This window comes from Haloplanus sp. GDY1, assembly GCF_023703775.1.
Lineage (GTDB): Archaea > Halobacteriota > Halobacteria > Halobacteriales > Haloferacaceae > Haloplanus > Haloplanus halophilus.
In genome coordinates this window covers 81,323-103,881 of record NZ_CP098515.1, presented here as the reverse complement: position 1 = coordinate 103,881, position 22,559 = coordinate 81,323, and the positions used below count along the sequence as shown (strand labels likewise).

The 22,559-nt window shown below is 56.6% G+C and carries 18 protein-coding genes and 2 pseudogenes; 12 read left to right on the top strand and 8 right to left on the bottom strand.

The genetic code is table 11. From position 1 onward, the window contains the following. Positions 1-923 precede the first annotated feature (923 nt). Positions 924-2,546: a carboxypeptidase-like regulatory domain-containing protein gene (locus NBT67_RS16555; protein WP_256474720.1), complete on the top strand. Its 1,623-nt coding sequence runs from the start codon at positions 924-926 to the stop codon at positions 2,544-2,546. A 42-nt stretch (positions 2,547-2,588) separates the two neighbouring features. Continuing rightward, a complete protein-coding gene (csg, locus tag NBT67_RS16550) occupies positions 2,589-5,510 on the top strand; it encodes an HVO_2072 family ArtA-dependent S-layer glycoprotein (protein ID WP_251344417.1) in 2,922 nt (973 codons plus the stop codon). Positions 5,511-6,243: 733 nt separating this feature from the next. Here the strand turns inward: csg and NBT67_RS16545 are convergent. Further along, complete coding sequence (locus NBT67_RS16545) at positions 6,244-7,830, bottom strand: hypothetical protein (protein ID WP_251344416.1); 1,587 nt, start codon at positions 7,828-7,830, stop codon at positions 6,244-6,246. Between the two features lie 526 nt (positions 7,831-8,356). On the opposite strand from NBT67_RS16545, the gene NBT67_RS16540 reads away from it, so the two are divergent. The 4 genes from NBT67_RS16540 (at position 8,357) to NBT67_RS18210 (ending at position 13,277) form a co-directional block, all read left to right on the top strand. Next, entirely contained in the window at positions 8,357-8,500 is a 144-nt protein-coding gene (locus NBT67_RS16540) for a hypothetical protein (RefSeq protein ID WP_251344415.1), read from the top strand. A 54-nt stretch (positions 8,501-8,554) separates the two neighbouring features. After that, positions 8,555-9,571 (top strand): DUF8161 domain-containing protein, encoded by a 1,017-nt coding sequence (locus tag NBT67_RS16535; RefSeq protein ID WP_484494557.1) that lies wholly within the window; start codon positions 8,555-8,557, stop codon positions 9,569-9,571. A gap of 751 nt (positions 9,572-10,322) precedes the next feature. Further along, entirely contained in the window at positions 10,323-11,777 is a 1,455-nt protein-coding gene (locus NBT67_RS16530; protein WP_251344414.1) for an orc1/cdc6 family replication initiation protein, read from the top strand. A gap of 390 nt (positions 11,778-12,167) precedes the next feature. Further along, positions 12,168-13,277, top strand: coding sequence for a homing endonuclease associated repeat-containing protein (locus tag NBT67_RS18210; RefSeq protein WP_425498933.1), 1,110 nt, complete (start codon positions 12,168-12,170; stop codon positions 13,275-13,277). 11 nt (positions 13,278-13,288) lie between these two features. On the opposite strand, the gene NBT67_RS16525 is transcribed toward NBT67_RS18210, so the two are convergent. Continuing rightward, on the bottom strand, positions 13,289-13,666 hold the full coding sequence (locus NBT67_RS16525; protein WP_251344413.1) for a hypothetical protein: 378 nt from the start codon (positions 13,664-13,666) through the stop codon (positions 13,289-13,291). 121 nt (positions 13,667-13,787) lie between these two features. Between NBT67_RS16525 and NBT67_RS16520 the strand changes: the two genes are divergently transcribed. Together NBT67_RS16520 and NBT67_RS16515 are read left to right on the top strand one after the other, a co-directional pair. Then, positions 13,788-14,219 carry a transcriptional regulator gene (locus NBT67_RS16520; protein WP_251344525.1) on the top strand — a complete coding sequence of 144 codons (432 nt, stop codon included), beginning with the start codon at positions 13,788-13,790 and terminating at the stop codon, positions 14,217-14,219. 261 nt (positions 14,220-14,480) lie between these two features. Next, a pseudogene (locus NBT67_RS16515) lies at positions 14,481-14,624 on the top strand (restriction endonuclease); the annotation flags it as partial. Here NBT67_RS16515 and NBT67_RS16510 read toward each other — a convergent pair. The 5 genes and pseudogenes from NBT67_RS16510 to NBT67_RS16490 form a co-directional block, all read right to left on the bottom strand. Then, positions 14,616-15,345, bottom strand: a pseudogene (locus NBT67_RS16510) (DUF955 domain-containing protein); the annotation flags it as partial. The pseudogenes NBT67_RS16515 and NBT67_RS16510 sit on opposite strands and share 9 nt — an antisense overlap. Positions 15,346-15,432: 87 nt before the next feature. After that, positions 15,433-15,780, bottom strand: coding sequence for a DUF8013 domain-containing protein (locus NBT67_RS16505; RefSeq protein WP_251344412.1), 348 nt, complete (start codon positions 15,778-15,780; stop codon positions 15,433-15,435). Between the two features lie 86 nt (positions 15,781-15,866). Beyond that, positions 15,867-16,634: a pirin family protein gene (locus NBT67_RS16500; protein WP_251344411.1), complete on the bottom strand. Its 768-nt coding sequence runs from the start codon at positions 16,632-16,634 to the stop codon at positions 15,867-15,869. A gap of 276 nt (positions 16,635-16,910) precedes the next feature. Then, positions 16,911-17,483: a TetR/AcrR family transcriptional regulator gene (locus NBT67_RS16495; RefSeq protein ID WP_169718993.1), complete on the bottom strand. Its 573-nt coding sequence runs from the start codon at positions 17,481-17,483 to the stop codon at positions 16,911-16,913. Positions 17,484-17,621: 138 nt separating this feature from the next. Then, positions 17,622-17,951 (bottom strand): hypothetical protein, encoded by a 330-nt coding sequence (locus NBT67_RS16490; RefSeq protein WP_251344410.1) that lies wholly within the window; start codon positions 17,949-17,951, stop codon positions 17,622-17,624. A gap of 230 nt (positions 17,952-18,181) precedes the next feature. Between NBT67_RS16490 and NBT67_RS16485 the strand changes: the two genes are divergently transcribed. After that, positions 18,182-18,940, top strand: coding sequence for an SDR family NAD(P)-dependent oxidoreductase (locus NBT67_RS16485; protein WP_251344409.1), 759 nt, complete (start codon positions 18,182-18,184; stop codon positions 18,938-18,940). A 49-nt stretch (positions 18,941-18,989) separates the two neighbouring features. On the opposite strand, the gene NBT67_RS16480 is transcribed toward NBT67_RS16485, so the two are convergent. After that, a complete protein-coding gene (locus NBT67_RS16480; RefSeq protein WP_251344408.1) occupies positions 18,990-20,252 on the bottom strand; it encodes an MFS transporter in 1,263 nt (420 codons plus the stop codon). Positions 20,253-21,110: 858 nt separating this feature from the next. On the opposite strand from NBT67_RS16480, the gene NBT67_RS18205 reads away from it, so the two are divergent. The 3 genes from NBT67_RS18205 to NBT67_RS16470 all read left to right on the top strand — a co-directional run bounded on the left by NBT67_RS18205 (position 21,111) and on the right by NBT67_RS16470 (position 22,506). Continuing rightward, entirely contained in the window at positions 21,111-21,266 is a 156-nt protein-coding gene (locus NBT67_RS18205; RefSeq protein ID WP_425498932.1) for a DUF7563 family protein, read from the top strand. A 111-nt stretch (positions 21,267-21,377) separates the two neighbouring features. Then, complete coding sequence (gene sod, locus NBT67_RS16475; RefSeq protein ID WP_251344407.1) at positions 21,378-21,980, top strand: superoxide dismutase; 603 nt, start codon at positions 21,378-21,380, stop codon at positions 21,978-21,980. Positions 21,981-22,086: 106 nt separating this feature from the next. Then, positions 22,087-22,506 carry a Rieske (2Fe-2S) protein gene (locus NBT67_RS16470; protein ID WP_251344406.1) on the top strand — a complete coding sequence of 140 codons (420 nt, stop codon included), beginning with the start codon at positions 22,087-22,089 and terminating at the stop codon, positions 22,504-22,506. The last annotated feature ends 53 nt before the right edge of the window (positions 22,507-22,559 follow it).

Below are 22,559 nucleotides of genomic sequence, written 5' to 3'. Positions count from 1 at the left end.
GTGCGCGGCCGAGCAGGGGGATGAAAGCCCGTCTCAGCGTCGGCGCTGAGATGGTCATCGATGCCTACCAGATGCAGTGAAAGCGGCCACCGACAGCATCGGTCGATGTCACTGTCTTCGCCGTGCCTCCTCGAACGAGCGAGGTTGAACACGTCTGGTTCGTCACGAACCAGACGTGAACCGCCCCGGAATCAAGCCCCAAGACACTCGACCTACTCCACCTGTAGAACCAGAGACAGCCAGAGCGTACGCGACGGCGTTCCGCCGCTGAGGCATCGAGACATCGTATCGGAAGATCGACGACTTTCTGCCGAGAACGTCGTCACCGACGTTCTCGGTATGATTGTTCTACTTCCTGTTCGCGGTCTCGTTGTATAATCTGTGGGTGTTGGCGAACGTCCTTTTTACACACGGAGCGATTCCGAAGAAACCACCACTCTCGACACGAATCTTCCGGAGGTTCGTCCTCTCGACAGATCGCCTGACGGCTCGATTCCTTGGGACAGGAGCTTCCAAGTTGGCTCGTAAGCGTACCGTTGCAGAGGCTTAGTCAGCACCGCTCGGTGTGAGTGGAGGTTCACAGTCTGTGTTGAGACTAGATAGTTGGCACGGGATGTCCTTACTGCGAGAAATGCTTCGTACGCTTATTGTCTGACAGACGTCCGATATATGTTGAGTATTTCACAGGGGAGTTCTGTAAATTCGCCCCAAATTAGCTCTATTGCTTGTTTTCCGGAGTGTCACACTCACCCATACACATCAACGACCACAAAGAATTTATAAGCAGGGGATCACGTGGCGAATGTACCCCTACCCATGGTGTTGGAAGTGAGTACCCCCTTGCGGGCGTCACTTTGCAGTGAGTGGCGGATCGCAGTGGGCGGAAGCTTGCCGACGCCGACAGAAACGCACCACGATAAGACATGACAAGACCAACAGACAAGTTGCGCGGTCTGTTCCTGGCCATGATAATGGTCCTTTCCGTAATGGGAGGATCCATTGCATTCGCTGGAACAGCTGCCGCAGCAAATACCGTCACTTCCGGGGCTGGAAATAGCGGTGACATTGCTGGAAACACCGCTATTGACCCGGCAAGTGTAACAGAAGGATCGAATATTGACAATCACATCATCCGGTTCACTGTGACTGATGTCCAGACCGATGGTGACAGTGACACGGTGAATGTTACTGTCGCGAACGAAATCGCGCAGGAAGGCCTCTCCGTTAACGGCGTTTCTGCCGAGTTCGCGAACAACGATAATCAGGTCTCGATCTCAAGCAGTGCCGAACTGGTTGACGGCCCCGACGGCGATGGGGTTGATGACACAATCCAGTTCGGGATTCAGCCGGACGATGGGGTCCGTGACATCGAATTCCAAGTGGATGTCACGACTAACGCACCGAGCGTTACCAGCACCACCAACTACGGTATCAGCGCGTCGTTCGTTGATAGTGGAGGAGACGACATCGCGTCGACGACCTTCACCCAGCTGGAAGTCGTTGACACCGCTAATGGTGGCTATCTCTCCGGTCGTGTCTCCGACACACAGAACGACGACGTCGCGAACGCGATTGTCCGAGCAACCGGTGGCGGTGTGACCGCATCGACGAGGACGAACGCAGATGGCGAATACACGCTGCGCGTTCCTGTTGGAACCTACGACATCACTGTTGAACGCAGGGGCTATACGACGGCCACTGCAAATGACAATGAAGTCGACCAGGGCCAAACGACTACTGCAAACCTCGTCATTGAACAGCTTCCCACTGAGTACCGTCTCGATGTGACGGTTGACAATGGGAATAAGACGGCCAATATCGCGAGCGAAGGAACGGCAAACGCGACAGTCACCGTTGAACAGCGTCCAAGAGGCAGCACCGATGCATGGCTGCCAGCTGGAGATCAGGATGTTACTCTCGAACTGACGAACAACGACATCCTGGATCCCAACTCCACGACCGTCACGACAGATAGCAACGGAGACGCCACGGTAGAGTTCCAGGCAGAGAACATTGGGAACACGAACGTCACTGCCTCGACCGAGGCCAATGATGGGACTCCCTACTCGACGTCCAACAGTGAGGAGGCAACCGTCAGCGTCTACGGCGTCGGTGAAATCACCGGCGATGTCGTAAACGAAGACGATGACGAGTTGGCTGCCGGTCAGGCAACTGTTAGCCTCTACCGACTGGGCACCAACAACGTAGTCGCCACTTCCGAGATTGGACAGGGCGGCTCGTATGTGTTCACCAACGTGCCGTCTGGATTCGAGTATCGGATGGTTGCCACCACGGACGGTGGTCTGTCCGGTTCCGCGGTAACCGAGAATCCGATTGACGCCGGTAATACAACGACTAACGACATCGTTGTTACCGGCGCTGAGCCGTCTCCGCCGAACGGTGGCAACTCCGTTGTCGATCAGTTCGACACGAACGGCGAGGCTGGCATTCAGCCCGGTGAAGCACAGGATGCCATTGCGGCACTGAACAATAACCAAATCGACCCGAGCGGAGCGCAAGCTGTCATTGCTGCGCTCAACAGCTAAAACACATAGAACATGACACGAAAGCAAATCAGAGCAGTTACGATGGCAGCCCTCATGGTGCTGTCCATCTTCGCGGTCTCTGCCCCTGCCGCTGCCGCGCCACAGGTTGGCCTTAGTGCCCCTGATGACGCTGGGAGCGCACAGCAGGGAGACACGTTCACGGTAACGTACGACTATACAAATACCGGCGACGAGGCCGGTGACGCAGGCCGTATCGAGTTCACGACGCCCAGCGGCGTCGAAGCAACGAGTATCGAAGGCGATGGGGCATCTGGTCTTGGAGGCGAACCGCAGAGCGTCCTCTACGGCCTCAGCGGTCCCATCCAGCCTGGCGAGACTCTCACCACGACGGTCACCTTCGAGGTGGCTTCGGACGCAGCAACTGGTGATCAGCAGGTTGACGCTGAAGCCTTCATCGAAGGCAGCACCTCCAGCACCACCGTCAGTACGACCGTCACCATCGAAGCAGATGATGGTAACGGGGACAACGGTGATGACGGCGAGGTTGACCCCGACGGTGACAACCGTGCCGCCAACCAGGACGGGACGGGTGAATTCAACACCGCGGACGGTGAAGGGTTCATCCTCCCCGGTGCAACCGTCTTCCAGGGCGAGTCCGGCCTCCAGCTCGGTGGCGACCTCGCTGGCGAGGAACTCCTGAAGACGGCCGGCGACGCTGAGGGTGTCCCCCTCAACCTCCCGGACGTCCCGCAGAGCCAGGAGACCGGTCGCTACACCACTGATGGCACGCCTGGCGCCGACGGTGTTGTCGTCACCACGCCGCGTGTCACCACGCTCGAAGTGCTCAACACGAACGGTGAGGACATCGCCGGCGGCTCCGTCGGCGAGGGTCAGAGCGACCAGTCCGGCGCCGGTCAACTCACCGTCGTCGGTGCCTGGAACTACGAGGAAGCCGAAGACCTCGAACTGACGGTCGAGGACGACACCGGTCTCGACGTGACCGGCGACGTCGCTAACGACGCCGTCAAGGGCGAGAGCGACCAAGGCACTGACGTCAACGGCCAGGACATCAGCTCCAACGAGGTCGGCTACGACCTTGACCTCTCGGACACTGGCACGGGCACATACACCATCTCGCTCGCCGGCACGGACGACCTCGGCTTCGGTGAGGCGTCCCAGTCGACGACCATCACGGTCACCGGCGACGACGACCCGAGCCTCCAGATCGACGAGGACGACGTCGTCCGCGGTGAGGACGTCCGCTTCGAGATCCAGGGCTCGGACGCTGGCGACCAGCACACGGTCCTGATCGAATCCGACGACTTCCGCGACGGCCTCTCCGGTGAGGACGCCCAGCGGATCTTCCGCAACGTCGGTGACACCGACGAGGTCGGTGTCGTCACCGACGGCGGCAACACGGCTGTCCCGCGCGGCACCACGCCCAGCGGCACGGTCGACTACGCGTACGCGACCGTGACGATCGACGACGGCACGGGCCTCGGTGTCGGTCAGATCGAGACGCAGTACCTCGATGACTCCGACATCGACATGTACCTGTACGAGCAGGGCTACCTCGTGCCCTTCGAGCTGGGCTCGACCCCGACCGAAGAAGCTGAGGTCGACGATCAGTCGATCTCCATCGAGCAGGGTGACCTCTCGATCGAGTCGCCCGGCAACACGTACGTTGTCGGGAGCGAGGTGGACGTGAACGGGACGGCCTCCGAGGGCATCGAGGAGGTCGCCTTCTACGTCCGCCGGCAGAACGACTACCAGCTGCTCGACATCGACGGCTCGGACACGCTGACCGTCGATGCTGACGGCACGTTCGAAGAGGAAGACGTGATCCTCTCGCAGGGTAACGAGCCCGGTAACAACGAGCTGTCCCAGCCCGGGACCTACCGGCTCGGCGTCGTTGATGCCGGCGGTATCGGCGCGACGCCGCCCGAGACGATCAGCACGTCGAACTTCAACACGAACACGAGCTCCCAGAAGTCGCTGCGGGTGCTCGACACGGAACTGCAGGCGAGCTTCAAGACCGTCGGCGGCCAGGTGGCCGTCGAGGACAACTCGGTCAACGTGTCCGGGACGGCCTTCGGCTCGCAGCAGGCCTACATCGTCTTCGTCGGTGAGCGTGGGAACACGGCGTTCCACACGGTCAGCGTCGACGACGACAACACGTTCGACGAGGACGACCTCACGGTCTCCACGTCGGCGGGTGGCAGTGGCATCGCAGAGGGCGAGGTCAGTGCCCACGTCTTGATCCCCGGTCGTGACGACAACTTCGGTGACGGTAGCTTCGGTGACGTCGCTGGCCAGTCCAGCGGTGATTTCCAGGAGTTCGTCGCGAACCTGGACAACGACAACTCGGGTCTGACGGGCCAGCAGGTCCGCTCGCGTATCCTCGATCAGACGACCGAGGAAGTCGCGAGCGACGACCGGATGGTCACGACGCGCTTCCGCTACGCGGACGCGCAGACGACCATCAACACGGTCTACCCCGAAGGCATGGAAGCCTCGGGTGTCAACCCGGTCGGCGTTGACGACACGCTGGTCGCCGAGGGTGGCACGAACCTGCGCCCCGACGACAACTCCATCACCGTCGAACTGCTGACGCAGGACGGCGACTCGGTCGCGCTGACGACGACCGAGGAATGGTCCTTCGACGGGACCTGGATGGTCTCGATGGAGCTCGAGGACGTGCAGACCGGCTCGTACATCCTCGAGGCCGACGACAGCTACAACACGGACATAGTTGACGTCGAGATCGTCCAGAACGTCCAGACGGCGACGCCGGAACCGACGGAGACGCCGGAACCGACGCCGACGGAGACGGCGACGCCGGAGCCGACGGCGACGGCGACGCCCGAACCGACGGCGACGGCGACGGCTGAGCCGACTGACACGCCGACGCCCACCTCGGGTGGCGGCCCCGGCTTCGGTGCCATCGTCGCTGTCATCGCGCTGCTCGCGGCTGCGCTGCTCGCGACCCGGCGCGACAACTAAGCTAACTACGACTGACCGCCGAAAGCGGTCATCGGTATCCCACCGCGGATTTCTTTTTTGAATACTCAGCCGATAGCAGTTAGTCTGTTCAAGTGAACGATTCCACCCTCCTCAGCGATTGACATCGCTTCTTTAAACGGAATTTCCTACATCTACGACGCGACTTGCAGCCACAACGATGGACGAGACTCGCCACCGTTGGTAGACACAGCGGTCGCAGTCTCTGCAGGCATATCTTTGGATGTCTCTCCTAGTTTCGAGAGTCTTCGCGAGAGGAGGTTCAGAGCCGCATCCCAGACTCTGTCCGTTTCAAACTCCCACGGCAGGCACGAGGACTCACACACCCACAACGACTTATATACTCGTACCGCATGACGGGCACTCCACTGTCGTCTTCTCTGGTTTGACTGTGACCACGTACCACCCGTTCTTTTGACCATAGTGTGGAGAATAAAAACGGCGTGCTGAACATCAGCAGACGAGCCCTTTGGCAAGTTCTCGAAACCGCTGTCCGAGGCGAGGTTGTACTGGCACAGCCCGAAACACAGGACATTGTCCACTGTGACGACGAACCCACTAACCTCTCTGTTTCCATGGGTGCAATCCATTGGAGGAACTAATCCCATAGTAGCCGTCGGAGAGTGTCAGCGCCTACTCTGGCCACAGGACTGGTCCACGGACAACCCCCGCACAATCGGAACGAACGGCTGGGTGAGAGAAATAACCGGAAGAGCTACGGATTCTCTTTCGGGAGTATCCCGATCTCGCACTCCGAGTTCCGTGTTGTTGACCAGGAGAGTTGCTCGGTCATTAGAGCCTCCAGAGCATCAGCAAATGGCTTTCCAAGGCGTGGCGGAACGGTGAGCGTTAGTTGTCCGTTTGGATCACTATGCTGTTTCATCCATATCGTAATAAATCGGTGTGCATGTTCTGGATAATGATAAAGATACACAGGTGGCAGTGATATCTGTTGAGTACTCTCACTGAGTGGTGCTCCAAGAATATGGAGAACTCGTCCGAGAACTGTGCCGTCCTCTATAGGTCGAACCTCGGTTGAACGAGTGGGATCTTCCGATCGAATGATCGAATATGAGAGATCAAGGTCATCAGCAATCGTTTCGAAGTACGACCGTTGATCAGGAGAACTAAGCCGAAAAATGGGATAGTATGATTCAGCTCGAATCGATCCTTGAGAAAATATCCAAGCAAGAATAGCTGTTAGTGCTAAGGGAATGTCATCATCAGAAGAGGCAGTTAGCCAGCCGCGTTCATGAGCGGTAGACAGCGCATTGTGAACATACGGGCTACTTCCTCGACGCCAGCTTTGAATTGTCGTTTCAGGTAGTCCAAGTTGGTTGGCAAGCTTTCCTCTTGAAGAATCACTTTCTAGCGCTCGCCTGTACAATTGCAGGTACTGATAGCCGCCAGGGCTTCGTTGCTGGCGGAACGTTGATGCAAATGCTCGATTACTTGGCGGCGTGAGTGTACCGAAGGCTACTCGTGTTGCGAGTGCCGATCTGAGAGGAGATCCATCAGCAAGATCACGAACAGAATCAGCAGAAACCCATACTTGATGCTGACTGCCGAGTGTAGCGGATCCTGCAGTAATTGACGCGAAGAGATCTCGGAGACTTTGTTTGTATTCTTTCTCTGAACTTTCTTGTAAGTACGTGCCAACCGTTCGTTGGTTCGAAAGAAAGCTTCCGCGATTCAGCAGATATACCCGTGCAAAATCTCGTTGAAACTCCTCCTCTACTGAGTGGAGGTATTTCGGCAATGTCAACGAATCTTGTCTTGCTTTAGGACCACATGGTGCACCAAGTGCAGTTAGAACACGACCAAACACGGAAGCGTCTTCCGCGGGGATGACTTCGATATGTCGGTTGTCTTCGTTGTGCGTCCGGAGGTGGAAGGGTATATTCACCCACTTCAGTAGATGAGTAAGCGTGGTAACAGTGAGTTGATCATCAGCTGAAAATGTCGGCACGAAGGCCGCCTGATTGATACCTCCACCAGAAAAGATCCAAGCAACGAGTTGGTTAAATACGCGAAACGTCTCTGAATCTGACTCTATATCTAGCCACCCTCGTTTCTGAGCGGTCTCAAGTCCTTTCACTACAGGTGGGGTCTTATTTTCGGCCAACCAACCACGGATTGCGCTAGGGGAGCGATTGACTCGTCGCGCAATCTCAGCTCGGGCCAGATCTGGCTGTTCCTCGGCAAGTCGGATCGCTTCCCGATACTGGTTGACTGTTTTCCACCCAGTATTTGTATCATATGTTTCAGCCAACGCGCGCTCCGAGATAAATCGTGAAACCACGGATGAACGTGCATATGTAATACTACATTACAGTAATTTCGATTGGACCTCATTCTTGATCTTCGAGAACTACCCTACTCACTCACGGCAGACAGCATTTGCTCCGTCAACTACCCCATCTGACGCTCGCTAACCCTCCAAACGATTTCAGTACTTCCCGCCGATTGAGTGAGGGGGTCATATGTATCTCCCTAATGGGGTAGCTTTGTGTATTCTATAGTGGCGGGGCAGTACTTTGGCATACTGACCGGCGAATGATACTTCTTGTAACATCAATGATGGTTACCGATGGATTGCAACGTTGCTGTCCCATTTCTCGCTGCCACTCGGGTTCGGTTTCTCGAACCCGTCCCGGTAGCACGGCCAACACTGGAGCTCGGCGTCGGCGTCCCAACAGTCGCAGTTGTCGGGGTACTCATCGGCGCTCCCCTTGAGGATGTCCACTTTCCGGCCGGTCGTGAGTGAGAGGCGTGTTCGGCCGCCGTGTACGCTGCTCGGCACTCTTCGCGAGCACGGATCGGCAACCATGCGGGAGATCGTCGTCGAGGTAATGCCGGGGCACCCGGTCGGGTACGACGTCCACGGCGCTCTAGAGAAAGTCGAGGCGGGCGACCGCTACCGATGGGCTTGGTGGCGCCGAGTCGTGAAGCCCGGCTTGAAAGCGCTCTAGGACGTCGATGCGTCGGCGCGAGGGGCGAGCGAATGGCGACATAGGCGAGGCGTAATCGGCAATGTCCGACGATTCGACCCGGGGAACCCGCACCCGGCGCGTCACTTCGGACGGGTTCGGTCGAACACCTGGCACTCCGTCCCGGGTGAGCCGGCAAAGACGATTTCACTCGATCCGGCGACTGACGGCGCATCCGGGGACGACTGGGTGTTAACCTACACGCTCGAACAGCACGACGAGGGCGACCGCGAGAAAGCCCGAATCCACGAGGCGATCAACGCGTTTGCTCGCGAGATTCTGTTGGAGGCGAAACGACAGCTGGAATCCGGCGGCTGGCGGGTCGTTCACGGCATCGTCGACTCCATCTGGGTGACACCGGATTCCGATGTCGACGACGAGAAACGGGAGGACCTCGTGACGCTCGCAATGGAGATCACGGAACGCGTCGAGATTCGGCTCGAACACGAAGCCTACTATGACTGGGTGGCGTTCGTCCCACAGCGCGATAGCGACGCCGGCGCGTTGACGAAGTACTTCGGGAAGGTCACCGGCGAAGACGAGTTCAAGATCAGAGGGATCGAAGCTCGACAGCGCTCGACACCGCCGTTCATCGAGGCCGTCCAGCGGAACTGTCTCGAACGGTTCGACGCGACCCGGTCGCCAGACGCAGTGCTTGATTGTCTCCAGGATGCCATCGAGCGGCTCCACGCTGGAACGGTGCCTGTTGCGGAACTCGTCGAACGGAATCGTGTCTCCAAGCCGCTCGAAGGGTACACGCAGAACACGCAAAACGTAGCGGCGCTGAAGCGGGCTCGCGATCACGACCTCGCTGTCCTCCCCGGACAGGACATCGCGTACGTGGTCGTCGACGACGAGAAATCCTCACGAGACCGGGTCGCGTTGGCTCACGAGGAGTTCGAGTCGTACGATCCGTCGTACTATGAGACGGGACTCGTCAGAGCTGTCGAAAGTTTGCTGTCGCCGTTAGGCTGGGATCGGTCGAAGATTCGTCGGGAACTCGCAGAGACACGAATGACGAAGCTTTCGGCGTTTACAGAGACCGATGTTTGAGAGACGTCGATCCGAGTTACCCCACAGACCAGAACATTCTGTTTTGTGGGGTAACCACGCACTCAATCCAATCACACCCCTCTATCGATGTGTTCGATCTGACCGCCACTCTGGGCTTAATCAATCAGAAAATCCGTGTCTCAACATCATCCGTGAAATCGTCCCGTAGTCAACTGATGCGGTAGCACGGGAGCGCCCTCCTCAAACGCGAGCAAAGCGAACTGCAACGCAGAGTCGGTGACATTCAGCAATCTACGAAGTCAATTCGATAGAAATCGAAATACTGAGACGGATTTCGTCGGGGAGAGGAGTATGAGTGACACGCGGGAGTACTTCGCGCCAGATGTCGAGAAGACAGACACCCCTCTATCGATGTGTTCGACATCTATGCTGACAGGGTGAGATAGAATCCCTCGAGGATGGTCCCGTGATCATTGACAAGAAAACCGTCATCACAAGGCTTGTAGAGCACGATACTGACAGAACACGACGCTTCTCACGAACTACGACTTCTGACGTGAAAGATGGACAGAATCACGGTTGAACCAAACACATCGAACACATCGATAGAGGGGTGTGTCTGTCCAACGATTCCCATCAACGTCGTGGAACACTTCGTCAGCCGTTTCCGTTGTCATCGCCAATTTCCAGTCGAAGCCGCGATATGTTTGAGAAAAATCGACTGATTCCCCGGATCACACTTCGATAGGGGTGGGGAAGATTTTTGTCGTCGGACTGTATGGTTTCCGCCATGGGTGCCGAGGACTCCGAGAATTCTCCATCTGATCTTGAGGCGAGGGGGGCCGACTCGTCAACAGATGACGAGACGACGCAGGTCGATCTCGCGTCGAGTTCCTCAGATTCTGAGCAGGAATCCGTTCCTTCGTCGACTACGGAATCCGACGAAGATACGTCACAGTCGATCGAGGACATGCTGCTCGAATTCGACGAACAAGAAGGATTGATCCGTGACCGGTCACTCCTCGATCCGAACTACGTCGTCGAAGAGGATCGCATCGTCGGTCGCGACGGACAGCTCCAGGAAGTGACGAAGATGCTGCGCGTGGCGCTCGGCGATAACCGTCCGCCGAATCTCTTTCTCTACGGACCGTCCGGAACGGGGAAGTCGCTCATTACGAAAGCTGTCTGCCACAATATCAGCCGCATCTGTGAGACTCGTGATATTCAATTCGGAACCATCGAGGTCAACTGCCAAGATCTCGATACCCTCGGCGTTGCCGTCTACGAACTAGCGAGTCAAGCCGCCGACGAGGCCGGCGTCGACATCGACGTTCCGAAACATGGTGTCGCGACCAAGGAGAAATGGGACGAACTCTACCGCATCGTCAACGAGAACTTCGATTCCGTCGTGTTCGTCCTCGACGAACTCGATATGCTGGTGGGCCGTCGAGATAAGCAAGATCCCGCGTTTTCGCGATTACTTTACCAACTGTCTCGAGCAGGAGCCAACGACGAACTAACCGCGTACATCTCTGTCGTCGCGATCTCGAACGATGCGCGAATGATGGAGTCCGTCGGAAGCCGTGCGTTGAGTTCGTTCACTCCGGAAGACGTCCACTTCGACGACTACGACGCGAATCAACTCCAGGCGATTCTGCGTCGACGGCAGGATGCGTTCCACGACGATGTCTTGGATGGCGACGTGATTCCACTTGCCGCCGCGTTCGCCGCACAAACACACGGTGATGCGAGAAAGGCGATCGACTTGATGCGCGTCGCCGGCGAACTTGCCGAACGAGAAGGTGACGACTGCGTTCGCGAGGAACACGTGCGGGAAGCCCAGGACAAAGTCGAGAAAAACCGCGTTCTCGAAGTCGTTCGCGGCATCAGCACGCAGAAAAAACTCTGTCTATACGCGACGGCAGCCGTCGCTGCACAGACCGACGACGGATCGGCTCGCAGTACGACCGGCTACCGTGTCTATCAGTTCCTTACTGACTCGATCGACGCCGATCAATACCACCAAGAGACCTACGTCAACAAGATGAAGGAGTTGACGACGTACTCACTCGTCGATTTCGAGCGCCGGAGTCACGGTCCCAGCTCCGGAATGTTCCTCGAATTCCAGTTCGGCGAACGTCCGGAGACGATTCTCGAGACGCTTCGCGAGGACTCTCGAATCGACATGGTCTCGCCCGAGGAAGTCGAATCGGTCGTGAAAGCGCAGATTCGAAACGAAACCTGAGCGCGGACTGTTCCTCAACCGACTACGGAGGGGACACCCCTCTATCGATGTGTATCAGGCGGATGTTACCGCGTCACATTTCGATATCCACCTCGAGTGCCGAGTTCATAGAGCCCGCTTGCGTCAGACGCACGTCACACACCTCTATCGATGTGTATTCGAACTTGATATCGACTCTATCGGTAGAAATCGGCGATCTTGGATTGACCGCTTCTGCGAACTGGCCCGCTGACCGACGGCATATCATCACTCGTCTCGATACGTTTCGAACTCAATCATCTACCGCCTGCTTCGCAGCACACGCACCGCTATCGATGTGTTCGCCAGCTTGCTTTGCTTCCGCACACCCCTCTATCGATATGTAGCGATTGGATTAGTACTCCTCTATCGATGTGTATCCCTGACTCGCGCGTGGCCGATATTAGAATTCCTTCACCGTCTGTCTGGAATATGTCGGATCACATCGTTCCGCCTCCTGATCGGGTTCTTACCTCCTCCAATCCTTCATATACTATTCCGAGCCAATCACACTCAATGGGGCGACTCTTTCCCGACTCTCGTGACGGCATGGCTTCGTCGGCATGTCCTGTTGAGGAGTGTGACGATGTCTTTGATTCGAAGCACGGTGCTCGTATTCACTTCCGATATCATACAGAGGACGAGAAGCGAAGCACCCTAATCTCAGTTATAAATCAACTGAACGACGACATTGGTCGTCCCCCTACTCCCGATGAGATGGATGACTGTGGTGTGTTTAGTGTGACGACCTACCAGCATTATTATGGGACGTGGGCAGATGCTCTTCGCGCGGCAGGCTATGAACCACAACGTGACCGTAGCCTCACGAAAGAAGACTTGCTGCCCGAGATTCACTCTCTATACGAGGAACTTGGACACGTGCCAACAGCACCAGATATTGTTCGCTTCAGCAAACATAGTATCAGGACGTTTACCACGCGATTCGGGAGTTGGAATCGGGCGCTTACCGAGGCTGGTTACGAGCCTACTGTCGTGCGTGAAATTGATTTAGCGAGTCTATTAGCTGAACTCCAACGACTGCACGACGAACTCGGACACGTCCCTTCAACCACCCAGATGGACGAATTGGGAAAGTTCTCGAGCGCTACTTACTGGGCATACTTTGATTCGTGGAATAGAGCCATCCGATTGGCTGGATATGAACCTCGGAGTTCCCTTCGGCATTCTTGGAATTGTTACTATGGCTCTAACTGGCGTTCACGACGTGAAGAGATCATTCAACGTGATAACTACGCCTGTCGGATCTGCAAGATCAATCGAAATGAAACGCCCCGCGATCTTCACGTTCACCATATTAGACCTGCTCACGAGTTCGTGTCTACCGAATCCGTTGATTACGACAGTATGAATCAACCCTCAAATCTGATCACTCTCTGTAGTGGTTGCCACCGAACGTATGAAGGGCTGTGGAAAGACTGTTCGCCAGATGAATTCGCACAGAATGGAGAGAAAACAACGTAATTCTGAATGTACTATTCTTTCGGATTCACGGGCCCAATATATTCGTTTTTCCACGTATCTCCCTCCCTCCATTGAAAATAATAATAACGATATCCCGGCTTTGTCTCCTTCACCGTGATGTACGCACCATTCGTCGGGACGTCTTCGTAATCCTCTGGATCCGTCGAGATCTCGCGCTCGTCCAGTTCCTCGAGTTCTTCCTCATCGACCTCGTCCTCGGCTCGTCGACGCTCGAGTTCTTCCTCCCGCTGTCGGCGTTTCCATTCCGCCAAATCAGCCGCGTACGCCGCGACTACTTCCAACCGTTCCGGGGATTGGTTCTCGAGTGGTTCGCGAAGATACTTCGGCAACTCCGGTGCGGGCGGTTTCTCCGGGACGTCCTCGGCCATAGTTACCCCCACAACGGCGTATCACATCAATTTGTGGGGTAACTTTGAGATTCGGCGACGTACACTCCCCGTTATCGATGTGTAAACTACTGCGTTACTCCGTGTTCCGGCTGATTCCTCGATTTTCGACCTTCGACAAACATCATGGGCGACGGATTCGCGGGCAGAAGATCGCGCCACCGTTCGCGAGCGGCTCAACCTCGTCACCCGGGAGACGCGATTTTCGCTCGTCCAGGACATTCTCGGGCATCCGTCGGGGCTGCCGACGCTGAAGGAGTTGGACTACGTCAATCCGAGCCGGAGTCAAACAACGATCCGCCAGCATCTGCCGCGCCTCGTCGAGACGGGCATCGTCGAGAAAGTCGAACTCCCCGAGGAGCGCCGTCAGAACGACCTGCCGTACACCTTCTACGGGATTATCGAGGAAGGGCGTCGATTCCTTGAGGAGCACAGGCTCCTGCGCGCACAGGAGACCCTCCGAGTCATCTACAACCGGGTTGAGAAGATCGCTGAAATCGAGCGCTACGAGCCAGCCCCGCGTCCTGCGCGATGAGTGATTCAGCGATATAGCGTTGATGACATCTGAAGTTACCCCACACATCGGACTTTATTTCGTGTGGGGTAACTTCTCTCTGTTACTAAGGAGCGAAGCCAGCCATTCACAGTGAGGAGCATCTCGCTTGGTTGTCCATCAACCGAAATAACTGCCTCTGCTGTGATATTGATCCTGGTGTCAATAGGTTTGATGATGTCTCTTTGGTCATAAATTCAGTAACGTATTTGACAGTCGCCACTTACTCTTCACCCATCTCGGATGGCTGTCTTGGACGACCTCTCTGGAGTCGAGTTCGAGGATTTGATGGGGGACGTGTTCCGCAACCTCGGCTACGAGAACGTTCGTCAGGCTGAACGAACGGCCGACGAGGGTCGAGACGTACTGATGGAGGAGGTCATCGACGTCGAAGTGGAGCAGGGCGTGTGCGTACTCGTGGATCAGTGTCCGCGCAAGGTCGGCATCGTTCTCCCGATCACGCATCTCGACCCGCGGTTGCATATCGACGAGACTCAGCTGCTCGCAGATGCCCTTCGCCTCGCTGTGAGTCCACTCCTCGGCTGGAACGATTGCACCGTCACGCCGAGGCCGTCAGCGGCGACAGTCAACTGTTCGACGAGGTCGGCGGCGTCTCCAGTCGCTTCTGTGTCTAGGTCGGGAAATGGCTCACCTTCGGTCTGGGAGACATCAAACACCGGCGCGGGCTTAAAACCGACCAGGCCCTCGAACCACTCTTTTGGTGGCGTCTCGTCGTACTCACAGTCACTGTCCTCGTGGTAGCTCGGCGAGTTTTCGCACCCTGGACACTGCTTGGTGATGATCGGTGCCCAGATCCAGATGGCCGATTCGCTCTCCTTGACGTGGCGTTCGAACTCCTCCTGCCACGTACGGTAGCCCGTCACCGGTTCGCCTCGGGACACTGCCGATTGATGAGCAGCGTGTTCCGGTAGGAGTAGTCGTGGAAGCGGCTCTGGACGTCCAGCCACTCCTGGAACTCGGCGCTGGCCTGTGCGTCGTCGACGCCGGCGACGAGGTCGTCGATCCACTGTTCGATGGGACTGTTCATCTCGTCGGATCGCGTGTCGGTCTGGTCGAAGGAGACCGACGAGTCTCTGGTCGTGGACATAGTGGTCACTGAATCGGTTGAACGCGATTTCGCCAGTTCAGAACGCGCCGCACCCCTCAGGGGCGGATGAACAACCCTCGAGGAACGCTATCGAAGCTCGGCTGTATCGTCCGCGAAGCCGACTGTGACGAGATACTTGAGGAACTCGTCGAACCGATCCACGTCGCTGGGCGTGTCGGTCGCGAGGTGACGGGCCCACTCGACTGCCCACTGAAACGCAGGATCAGCTCCGCCCTTCCCATGGATATACCACCAGCGCGCCGCTTTCAGCACGACGAGCGGGTTCGTCGGCGGCTCCGTACTCGCCAGCGCACGGATCAGCGACTGGATCTCCTCAGGAACGTCGCTTGCGTGGATGTCGCCGGACTGCGTGTTCGCGATATCGACGGGAATCTCGTCGATCGAGACATCGCTCGGTGACTGTTGTTGACTCACGGAAATCACCTGACTGGAGGGCGTTCGCTGAAGTCCTCACCCTCTCAGGGGGCAGAAAAACAATCCACAGTCGGTCCGCCGGTGTCTCAGCGGCCGATGGTGCCCTGGCGCGTGACCGGCGAGTCCGGGTTGATGCTGAACGCGACAATAGTGGCGTCCTCGGTTGCCGTGACGGCCACGTCGTCGTCGCCGGTCACGAGTGCGCTCTCTGTGTACCCGACCGGCTCATCGCCGACCTCAACGGCCCCGTCGAACACGTACAGGTAGGTGTGGCGGCCAGATTGCGACGGGAGCGTGGTCGTGGCCCCGGCGGCGAGGCGGCAGTCGTAGAAATCGACATCGTTCCGTACGTACAGCGGGGCGTTGGTGCCTTTAGGGCCGAACAGGTGGCTCCACTCGCCGGCGACCGGGTCGGGAATCGGTTCGTGCTGGATGCCCGGTTCTAGGTTGAGGCTGTGCGGGCGGACGAAAATCTGGAGCATTCGCAGCGGCGGGTCGTCGGCGAGCGTCTCCTCGGAATGCCAGAAGCCGCTGCCGGCGTTCATCACCATCAGATGGTCGGAATCGGTGACCAGCTGGTTGCCCTGGCGGTCATCGTGGCGCATCACGGCCTCGGGGACCCACGAGATGATCTCCTCGTTTTGGTGCTGGTGCATCCGAATCAGGGTGCCGGGGTCCATGAACGACTCCACGACCGTCGCGAGCGGCCCGTAGCCGTGATCGTCATGGTCGGGGACGGCCCGTCCAGGGAAATTGAAGTGGATCCGAAACTTGCCCTGGTTCTGCGAGACATCCGTTCGCGGCGCCGTGTAGATACGAGATTGGGTCTGTGCGGAAGGCGACTCGTCGTCCATTACCTTGTGTAGTCGCTCACCCGCTAAATGGGTTCTGCGCCCCGGCTCCTGGCTTCACGCTGAGTAGATGGGTCGCTACCCTCATGCCGGCGGCAAGTAGACACTCTGATCGCTGGGAATACCTTTCTGACAGGTTGGTATTGTATTAAATTATTGATGGTTTTCAGATGGATCTGTTGCATACAGAGACGGTATGTGGCAGGGCTATTCGAATAATACTGAAATGACTGAACCAACCGGTAGATGTTACTGGCACGTCCAGCACCAGAAGTCCGATCAGTTGCCGTCTAGTTCACCGAGTAGTTGTGGGAGAATGATCCTATCGAGGATTTCACGGCCTCTTTCGATTGCTTCGTCATCACCGAGACATACTTTTCGCATTCGGGATGTGGAGATGACATCGTTGATGGCGGTCGCAAACGTATCTGCATCGACATCTTGGAACTCTCCTTCCTCAATCCCTCTTTCGATGATCGCGACGAGAATCCCTTTGAGATGGAAGTAATTCTCCAGTAGTAATTCTTGATGCCGGGGGTAGTGTTGTGCCTGTGAGCGAAGTTCGATGAGTGCCGTGACGAACGCCCAATGGTCGAAGTTCTCGAGATCCGGTCCATAGAAAAATTGCTGAATGTAGCTGTCGAGTTGCTGTTCGGGGTCAACGTCATCTCCGACCGCAATCCCACGCTCATACTCTTCCAGTAGATACTTGAGAACAGCCTCGATCAGATCGTCTTTGCCGTCGTAGTAGTGATTGATAAGCTGACGGCTTTTCCCGAAATACTCGTCAATGTCTCGTACCCGGAGGCGGCTGTACCCGTGTTCACACAGCGCACGAGCAGTCGCTTGCATCAGGTCCTCGTAGGTTTCTTCGGGAATCTCCGGTCGACTAGTCCTCGTCATATCCAATTACTACAGCCTGAGGAAGTTGCCCATGATAACGATGGGGGATAGTTTGGCCTGTCTCGGATAGATCTACACATCGGATGTCTACGCTTCACCAGCGATCTCGTCCCATAGCGGTGGGTACTTTTCGATTCGTTCCCAGCCTTCTGTCTCCCTTACATTCTCCTCAACCACTACGAGGTCGTCGAAATACTGGCCCAGAACTTCACGTTCCATTGCGAGCGGTGGCGTACAGTAATCCTCCTCGACCCAGACAGCCTCTCCCGTATCTGGGTCGAAACGTGCATTGTTTAGAGACGTTGTCATTGCACGTCCGAAGGGATTCATCTGCTCGATTTCACCAGTATCAATTCGTTCACGCAGCTCGGGAAATTCGTCGGGTTTCGGACACCCACGCACGAGTCGATATACCATGATACAATCTATGAAATTTGGGAATATAAGGCCATAGCTCGCCTTTTCAGGTCGATTCAAAGCAGACCAGCGATACCGGAGAGTGCCCTCGGGTCGAGGGTCGGTTTGTCGCTACTCTGAAATCCACAATTTGATTCTGCTATTTTATATCAGCTCAGATATATCCCTCTCAACACTGTAGAAATCGTCATACGACAGATTCTTGCCCGCCAACGGCAACAAATCGGACGATGTCTGAGTCTGAGTTTGCTGACCGTGTGGCACTAGTGACAGGAAGTAGCCGCGGAATCGGAGCTGAGACGGTGAAACTGCTCGCCGACCGTGGCGCGAAGGTCGTCATCAACTATCGCTCTAGCGAGACGGAAGCGCACGCGGTGGCTGAGGAGATCCGTGACGCCGGCGGCGAGGCACTCGTCGCGCAAGCCGACGTTCGAGACGAGGACGCGGTCGAGCGAATGGTTGAGGGCGTCCTCGACCAGTGGGGGCGGATCGACGTGCTCGTCAACAACGCGAACATGCCGTTTGCGGTCGAGCCATTCGAGTCGATGAGTTGGGATGAGTTCTCGTCGAAACTCGACGCGGAACTCAAGGCTGCCTTCACCGTCTCGAAAGCGGTGTTACCACACATGGTCGAGCAGGAGTACGGCCGCTTGGTGTACGTCTCGAGCGGTGCCGGCGAGAGTCCGACACCGGGATTTATCGCCCACGGCACGGCCAAGGGCGGCCTTGACACGTTCGCCAAATACATCGCCCAAGAGTACGGTCCCCACGGCATCACCGCGAACGTCGTGGCGCCGGGACTGGTCGAAACTGACGCCACGGCTGATCGCATCGACGAGGTACGCGAGCACGTCGCGTCACAGACTCCGATGGATCGGGTGGCTCAACCCGAGGATGTCGCCCACGCGATTGCCGCACTCTCCGGTAAGGACGCCCAGTTCGTGACCGGGACCTATACGCCCGTCAACGGCGGGAGCGAGATGGAATAGCGGCAGCCTCTGGCTGACGTCTTAACGCTCGAGAAGTATCGCATACTCACTAGTCTGCTGGGCCAGTAGTCTGTACGCTGGATTCTGCAGTCGGCTCTTCGACTTGAGTCGACACGAGTACGAACCCAATCACCGCGAGCGCACCACCGAAAGCAAATGGAGTGATAAATCCGTATCTGATGAGAAAGCCGGATATAACTTGACCAAAAGAGATTCCGAGCCCGAATGCAACCGTAAGGACGGAAAGCTGTGCACCGGATTGGCCCTTTTTTGCTAGGTCCCCGGCTAAGGCGAGTGCTGGTGCAAAGACCATCGCCCCGCTCACTCCCTGAAGAATCCGAGCCACGATCATCTGCCACGGCTCGACGACTATACCTTGGACGAGAGTAGTTGGGACGAGGAAGGCCAGTCCTGCAATGATGAACAATCGGCGTCCGAGCCGGTCACTGGCCGTTCCAACAATCGGTTGTGTCACCGCTAGTGCGCCGATAAACGCTGCAAACTGAATCGAGAAGAGAATCGCCCCCTGACCGAGTCGGTTATTTACTGTCGGCTGTATCGGCGCTAATAGCGCGATGCATGTCGACATGGCAAGGGTGGCCAGCCCCAACGTGAAAATCGGATCCAACAGGTGACGGCCGGTTTGATCTCGAACGGCTAAAGCAACATCGTCGCTTGTCGGCATCGTCTCTTCCGGATCGGAGACCAGTACTTGGACTAATAGAATACTCGCTAGCGCGGCGAATGCCGCAGTTGCAAACGCAGCATCAAATCCGCTCACCTGAATATTGGTTCCGAACGACAGTTGATACGGTCCGCCTTCAACGATGACACCTGCAGCGAGTGGTCCAGCACCAAATCCCGTAAGTCGCAAGGCGTTGTAGACACCCATGTTTCCACCACGACTCTTCGATGCACTCAGTTCGTTCACAAGCGCAATGCTGGCAGTGATCGTAAGGGCGGCGGCGATCCCCTGAATTACTCGGATGAGCATGAGACTTACGTAGCTCCCGGCAACCGAGAACGCAAGGTCGGTGAGCGCGAGTATGGCCAATCCGACGATGACGAACAGTTTTCGTTTTCCTGCCCTGTCCGATAGACGCCCAGCGATCGGCTGGACGACACTACTGACGAACCCAAAGAGAGCGAGGACGAGTCCTGAGACGAAGGCCTCGGTGAGGCCGAATGTCCCCCCTGTAACCGCACCACTGGCCACGTAGAGTGGAAGAACGACGATAAGAAATGAATTCCCGACCGCGTCGGCCATTCGGGCAATTCCAAGCACGACGACGCGGCGATCCGTATCAACCATTCCCTTCGTCACCTCGGAAACCAATTCGCTCGATCATCGTGTAGTAACGCCTCTAAGAAGGAGTCGGATAAATATTTTCCACTTGGAAAACAATATTTCGGAAAGTAAGCAATGGGCGAGAGTTGACTTGCCCACGCGACTCGCTACAGCAATATTACGCAGGGAGTAACAGGCCAGTATAAAGAATCGGAGAGGCGTCCAGTGGTGATGCCAACCACGGTCGCCCTCAATTACGAAGTACTTCAACTGCCGGGTTCGATGACCGTGCATCCAGTCTTGGGATGCAGTTTACCATATGGCAAACAGAGATATAAGTTCATCGTCGTTTAATGGGGAACTCACGATCACCGTCCCGATTGACTTTGTCATCAATCACGCCTGAGCGATAGGGAGGAACAACTTTCGCCCGAAATGTCTCGAATCAATCTCAGGATAGCCGGCGGAGGTCACGTAGTAACCACGGTCGATACACTGGCATGTGTACAGTAGGTGGCCATTCATCCCGACCACGGCCATCAATGACTTAAAAACTCTTCAGCCACCACTTCGCATGACTACGGTAATCATCCTCTGCGTCCAAAATTGTATTTTGGATTCGGATGTATGACGGCGAATTCGCCAAAATAAATTACAGAAAATCTTCATATTTCCATCCTTCGTTGATACCCTGGATTATACGAATGACTAACCCCGAACTTCCCCCGCAACCGCGACATGCGATACCTGGCGAGATAGATCACCCCCAATTAGCGTTTCTTGCGACTACTGGGTACCACGACCTCGCTGTGAACACCCGACAGAGACACGGCATAGCAGAGGGCTACTAAGCAGTAATAGAAAACACCAAGAAAATAATTAATGCCAACCTGTAACAACTGCGGTGACCACGTCTCGAAATGCTTCGCACGGGTGTTCGGTGACGAAGTTGGCCACGTGTATGCCTGTCCCAATTGCTCCGCAACTGCTGGGATTGGAGAGGTTACACGTGAACGACGCCCCAGAAATGAAAGTTGAAGCTCTGTCGAAAGGATAGTTTGAACGTGGAATAGTGACAATATCCCTACCATAACAGGGTACAGAAAATGTTCATATCCCTCCTGTCTGTAGAGAATCTTGGCGATACGAATGACTGACTACGAACTTGACCCACTCCCGTACGACTACGACGCCCTCGAACCGCACATCAGCGAGCAGGTATTGACGTGGCATCACGACACCCACCATCAGGGCTACGTGAACGGCTGGAACAGCGCCGAGGAGACGCTCGAAGCGAACCGTGACGACGGCGACTTCGGCTCCTCGGCGGGTGCGATTCGGAACGTCACGCACAACGGCTCCGGGCACATCCTCCACGACCTCTTCTGGAACTGCATGTCTCCGGAGGGTGGCGACGAGCCAAGCGGTGACCTCGCCGATCGCATCGAGGAGGACTTCGGCTCCTACGAGGCCTGGAAGGGTGAATTCGAGGCCGCTGCCGGCGCCGCCGGTGGCTGGGCACTCCTGGTGTACGACAGCTTCTCGAACCAGCTTCGCAACGTCGTGGTCGACAAGCACGACCAGGGCGCGCTCTGGGGCTCGCACCCCATCCTCGCGCTCGACGTCTGGGAGCACTCGTACTACCACGACTACGGTCCGGCCCGTGGCGACTTCGTCGACAACTTCTTCGAGGTCGTCGACTGGTCCGAGCCGAGCGCCCGCTACGAGCAGGCCGTTCAGCTGTTCGAATAGGCGGTCTGCCGTCGATCCACTCCCCAACTTTCCGACCATGGGCATCATCGGTCTCCCCCATTTTGGCGGCGATTACTTGTGCGCGTAGTGAGGTACAGTTGGTTGGATGAGCGATAGAAATCGAATCGGAAGGGTCAACGATATTCCTGAAGACGGATCGTACCTATTCACCGTCGAAGACACTTCTGGCGGCAAACAAGAAGTCATTCTCGTCCGGTGCGAGGAGGAATCTGCTGTCAAGGCGTGGACCAATAACTGCACACATGAATCCCAACGGTTCGACAGGGGTTCCGGAGTGGCAATGCGAGATGGGCAGATAATATGCCCGCGGCACGGGTCGATGTTCGACACTTGCTCAGGAGCGTGCGACAATGGGGAGGCCGCTGGAACAACGCTCCCTGAAGTCGATATTTCGGTCGAAGGGAGTGACGTGTTCCTCACTGAGGACGGCTACACCTATCTCCATGAAGGTGGTATTGAGGAAGAGGGTGATGGTCCGAGTTCAACCTCCCACATCGGATTCTAAGAGGACGTGCCGCTGGGCCGCAGCATTCATAAGAACTGATCTGACCCACGCTT